This is a genomic window from Paracoccus sp. Z118 (assembly GCF_019061185.1).
Classification (GTDB): domain Bacteria; phylum Pseudomonadota; class Alphaproteobacteria; order Rhodobacterales; family Rhodobacteraceae; genus Paracoccus.
The window spans coordinates 1-4,839 of the sequence record NZ_JAHQZU010000058.1 but is presented as its reverse complement, the minus strand read 5'-3'; the positions used below and the strand labels follow the sequence as shown (position 1 = coordinate 4,839).

The window sequence follows — 4,839 nt, the reverse complement described above, 5'->3', positions numbered from 1 at the left end:
TCGGCGATGGCCGCCAGCGTCACGCCCGGCCGCGCGCTGCGCTACGCCGGGGCTCCGCGCGCGGCCTCCTACACCAACCGCTGGGACACTGCCTCTATACGCCACCCATCAGGATGTCGACCGCACGTGTAACCTCGTCGGCCTGATCCGCAGCGCTGCCCACGCGGCGCAAGCTTGATCGCCGCACGGCCGCAATCAGGCGCGTTGCGAGAACAAGGCGGCTGCCGCCATGCCGGATCTCCGGGTTCAGACTCCTGATGGCCGGGTAGTCGGAAAGAAGTGGGATCACCACGATCGCAGGATCGGGCGGAAGCAGGTCACTTTCGACAACGACCATGGCGACGCTGCCATATTCGGCAATGTCGAAACGGCTCAGTCGTTCCATGCAGCCGTTCCGGGCGAAGCAAGGATGGCGGCCAGAGGATGTCCGTTGCGCTCATGCCATTCTGCTTGATGGGCGAAAGCCTCGGCATTCTCCTCAAGCCACTTGCGCCTGCGAGCCTCGGTCACCGCGCGCCGGAGAGCCGTATCGGCCACGGCCGACACGTTGATCCCCAAGTCTCGCGCATCATCGAGTGCTGCCGCATCCAGGCTCAGCGATGTCTTCCGCCGTGAAACGGTAACCATAAACTCCTCCTGCATACCGCTACAAAATACCGCTCAACCAGTTCCAGGTCAAGACTGGAGAGCTTCTCTCAGCCTGATGGCGTTCGAAGCTGGCACCATGCAAGCCTGACCCGGATGCTGCTCGGGGAAGAATACCAGAAGCCATCCCGCCGGTTTTGCCTACACTTGGTTTTGCCTACACTTGGTTTTGCATGCACTACGAGGCTTGGAGGGACCGCGACCGCCCGACTGCTGCGCGGCAGACGTATGTGGGTCGCAAGTAGGTCATCGTCGACTTCGCCGGGGACACAATCGACGTGATTGATCCAGTGACTGTGGCGAGGCGCGCAATATGGGCTCTGACTCACTTTCGGTGCAGGTTGGTGGGGGGGTCACCGTCCGGCCTCGCGATCATCTGAATCGGATTTGGCCCGACGTCGATCCTGTGCATGACCTCTCGGGCTGTGGGGTCGATCACGGCCACACGGTTTTCGTCACGCAGGGAGACATAGACCTGATAGCCCGAGGGCGTGAAGCCGACCTGAACGGGTGCGGCACCGACCAGGATACGGGCGACCTCGGCCAGGTCGCCGTATCAATGACGGACACCAATCCATCCTCGACATTGGCGACGTAAAGCTCGGCCCCGTCCAGGCTGAGCCGCAGCCCGTGCGGATAGGCGCCAGTCTGGATGTCCTAGATTACCGATGCGATCGCGAGACCGACGACAGCGCCCTCGTCCGCGCCCGAAAGGGACGCATAGGCGCGACCTCGTGTATCGGCGACGAGGTGGGCCGGATGGGCGCCGACCTCTACCGTGACAGCGGATTCCGAGAGATTCTGAGGGTCGAGGATCACCAGAACGCCAGCCGCGCCCCCGTCGTGACCGTGTCCTCCCGACCCATGGTTGCCGGAAGCCGGCGTGCCGACCGCCAGCAGAAAGCATCCGTCCGAGGTCAGGTCGACGTTGTGCGGCGCAACCGGGTTCGGAACGCTGCTCACGGCTCCGGTGCCCAGATCGATGGCGCTGATCGTGCTGCCGCCTTCGTCAGCGGAGTAAGACGGTGCCACCGCTCTGGCCGAGTTCGAACGGCTGCGTGTCGCCATTCTCCGTCAGCCAGGCCTCCGTCTCGGCGATCTCGCGCTCCTGCGCCTCGATGATCTGCCCGGCCCAGGCTTTCGTTTGCGGATCGTCGCCGTATTGCTGGACGATTCGGGCCATGTCGATCGCGCCCTGATGGTGCGGGATCATGCCCCGGACGAAAGCGACGTCCGGGTCCGCGGCCATGACGCCGTCCATCATCGGCGCGTGCATCTCATTCATCGCATCGACGTAGGCCTGCGTGAAGTCGGCGACATCCGTGTCGGCCGATGCCGCCTCTCCGCCTGGGGGCGCGGCCACCCCACCGTGCAGAATGCCGCCTTGCATCATCTGCTGCATGGCGCTCATGCATTCTCGGGACATCGCCTGCATCATGGCCTGGCAATGCTCCGGCATTCCCTGCATCGGGGCATCGTTGCCGAGGGAAGCGTTGGCGCCGGGGCCTGCTCGGTTTGCACCTAGGGGTTCCCGGGGTGGTGGGCGTCATGCTCGGCTTGCGCCAGAGCAATGCCGGGCAGCCCCGTCAGAAAACTGACGGAAAGGGCGAGTGCAGGTCGTTTTATTGTTTTCATCCTTTGGCACCGGAGGACCAGCGTCGCTCATCGACGCTGGTATCCGTGTTCGTCTGATTGTCGATTGTGGCGCCCACCAGCCGGTCGGCTGAGGGACCGGGGAGGAGCAAAGCCGTCCCAGTCATGCGCGCCATACGCGGCTGTGATCAGACGTGGGGGGCTCAGGATGCCGGCGGAAGTTCGCCCGAAGGCGACAGTATTCATACCCACACCTCGGCAAAATTCGGCTTTGCTGAACTTTTCGGGATTATTGGAAATGCCGTATCTGGACGCCCATTGCGCCCGCGCTCAAGCGCGAGGACTCTTGTATCGGCCAACGGCTCACCTCCTGGCGATGGCAATCGCGCGCTGTCTAGAACCTTCGCGACCAGCGGCGGCTGGCTTGCGCGCGCCGGGCACCCGCAGCAGCCGCATGCCGTTGGCGATCACGATCAGCACCGAAAGCTGGTGGACGAGCATCCCGCCGGCCATATGGACATGCCCGCTGAAGACGCCGGCGAGCAGCCCGGCCACCGTCACCAGCGCGATCACGAGGTTCTGGCGCATGTTGCCCAGCGTCGCGCGCGAGATCGCCATCGCCTCGGGGATCTTGCCGAGATCGTCCTTCAGCAGCGCGATGTCCGCCGTCTCGATGGCGACGTCGCTGCCGGCCGCGCCCATGGCGATGCTGGTGTCGGCGGCCGCGAGCGCAGGGGCGTCGTTGATCCCGTCGCCGACCATGGCGACATGGGCGCTACCGGCCCGCATCCCGCGGATCAGCGCGAGCTTGTCCTCGGGCATGAGCCCGGCATGGACCTCGTCGATGCCGACCTCGCGGGCGATGGCCTCGGCCGCGCCGCGCTGGTCGCCGGTCAGCATGACCACGCGCCGGATGCCGATGTCGCGCAGCCGGGCGATGGCTTCCGCCGCACCCTCGCGGGCCATGTCGGACATGCCCAGCAGCCCGATCAGCCGCCCGTCCGCTGCCACCAGGATCGGCGTCTGCCCGGCCGAGAGCAGCCGCTCCAGCCCCGCCTCGCCATCGGCGCCCAGGGAGACGCCGAGCTTGTCCATCAGGCGGCGGTTGCCGGCGGCAACCTCGCGTCCGCCGATGCCCATGCCGGCGTGCTCGTCAAGCGTCTCCGGCGTGGGCAGCGGACCCCGCTTGCGGCCGGCCTCGACGATGGGGCGGCCGAGCGGGTGGTCCGAGCCCGCCTCGGCGGTCGCGGCAAGCCGCAGCAACTCGTCTTCCGCCGTGCCGTCCAGCGCGATCACGGTGGCCAGACGCGGCTTGCCTTCGGTCAGCGTCCCGGTCTTGTCGAGCGCGATGGTGTCGATCCGGCCCGCGCTTTCCAGGTGCTGCCCGCCCTTGATGAGGATGCCGCTGCGCGCCGCCCGGCCGATCCCGGCGACGATGGACACCGGGGTCGAGATCACCAGCGCGCCGGGGCGGCCGACGACCAGCAGCGTCAGCGCCAGCCGGATGTCCTGCGTGAAGGCGAAGGCCGCGACCGCGAGCCCGATGATCGAGGGCGTATACCATTGCGCGAAGCGCTCGATCATGCGCTGGCTCGGGGCCTTCTCCTCCTGCGCTTCCTCGACCCGCTGGATGATGCGCGCGAGCGTGGTGTCGGCGCCGACACTGGTGGCGCGGATGCGCAGCAACCCGTTCTCGGCGATGGTGCCCGCATGGACGCGGCTGCCCGGCGCCTTTTCGGCCGGCATCGGCTCGCCGGTGATGGCGGCCTCGCTGACCGCGGCGGTGCCCTCGGTCACTTCGCCGTCCACCGGGATGCGCTGGCCGGCCTTGACCAGCACGGTCTCGCCGAGGCTCACCGCATGGGCGGGGACCTCGACCGGCTGGCCGTCGCGCAGGACGGTGGCCGTCGCGGGTGCCGCGTCCAGCAGCGCCTTCAGTGCGCCGCAGGTCTGGCCCATCGTTCGCATCTCCAGCCAGGCGCCGAACATGAAGAGGAAGGTGACGGCGGCCGATTCCCAGTATTCGCCGATCACGAGCGCGCCGGCGGCGGCGATCGTCACCAGAAGCTCGATGCTCAGATGCCGGACCTTCAGCGCCCGCCAGGCGCGCAGCGCGATGTCCGAGCCGGCCAGCAGCGCCGCTGCCACCATCAGCACCGACCAGAGGTCGATCAGCCCGAAGCCATAGCGCGCGATCAGCCCGGCCGCGATCAGCCCGCCGCTGCCCATGGTGAGCCAGAAGCGCCGCCGCGCGGGGTTGGCGACGACGCCCCCGATATTTGTGACAAGAGTGGTCATCCTGTCCCTCCTTTCCATTCGTTCCTGCAAGACGGACCGCCGCGCCGGCTGTGCGGCGCGGCGGGGCGGGTGCGGTCAGAAGGCCGAGGGCCGGGCCTCGTAGCCGGTGCCGCGGATCGCCTCGACCAGCGTCTCGACGCTCGACTGCGCTGGATCGTGCTCGACCTCGATCCTGCCGGTGTTGAAGCGCACCTCGGCCTTCTCGACACCGGGGAGGCCGCGGAGGGCCTTCTCGATCTTCGGCACGCAGGAGGGGCAGGAAAGCTCGTCGCTGCGGAGGATGGTTTTCTGGGTCATGGTCGT

At 67.3% G+C, this 4,839-nt stretch carries 8 protein-coding genes; all 8 read right to left on the bottom strand.

What is annotated here, in order from left to right; genetic code table 11:
* Positions 1–94: 94 nt before the first annotated feature.
* A complete protein-coding gene (locus KTN05_RS17125) occupies positions 95–385 on the bottom strand; it encodes a CcdB family protein (protein ID WP_217330583.1) in 291 nt (96 codons plus the stop codon).
* A complete protein-coding gene (locus KTN05_RS17120) occupies positions 373–627 on the bottom strand; it encodes a type II toxin-antitoxin system CcdA family antitoxin (RefSeq protein WP_217330582.1) in 255 nt (84 codons plus the stop codon). Before KTN05_RS17120 ends, KTN05_RS17125 begins: the two co-directional genes overlap by 13 nt.
* Before the next feature lie 343 nt (positions 628–970).
* A complete protein-coding gene (locus KTN05_RS18310; RefSeq protein WP_371823402.1) occupies positions 971–1,084 on the bottom strand; it encodes a hypothetical protein in 114 nt (37 codons plus the stop codon).
* Positions 1,081–1,260 (bottom strand): hypothetical protein, encoded by a 180-nt coding sequence (locus tag KTN05_RS18305; RefSeq protein WP_254368327.1) that lies wholly within the window; start codon positions 1,258–1,260, stop codon positions 1,081–1,083. Before KTN05_RS18305 ends, KTN05_RS18310 begins: the two co-directional genes overlap by 4 nt.
* A gap of 42 nt (positions 1,261–1,302) precedes the next feature.
* Complete coding sequence (locus KTN05_RS18300; protein WP_254368326.1) at positions 1,303–1,677, bottom strand: hypothetical protein; 375 nt, start codon at positions 1,675–1,677, stop codon at positions 1,303–1,305.
* On the bottom strand, positions 1,655–2,083 hold the full coding sequence (locus tag KTN05_RS18295) for a DUF305 domain-containing protein (protein ID WP_254368325.1): 429 nt from the start codon (positions 2,081–2,083) through the stop codon (positions 1,655–1,657). Before KTN05_RS18295 ends, KTN05_RS18300 begins: the two co-directional genes overlap by 23 nt.
* 518 nt (positions 2,084–2,601) lie before the next feature.
* The gene (locus tag KTN05_RS17110) at positions 2,602–4,536 is read right to left on the bottom strand and encodes a cation-translocating P-type ATPase (protein WP_217330581.1); all 1,935 of its coding nucleotides are present in this window, start codon (positions 4,534–4,536) and stop codon (positions 2,602–2,604) included.
* 75 nt (positions 4,537–4,611) lie between these two features.
* The coding region (locus KTN05_RS17105) for a heavy-metal-associated domain-containing protein (RefSeq protein WP_254368324.1) at positions 4,612–4,839 on the bottom strand (228 nt) is incomplete at its 5' end.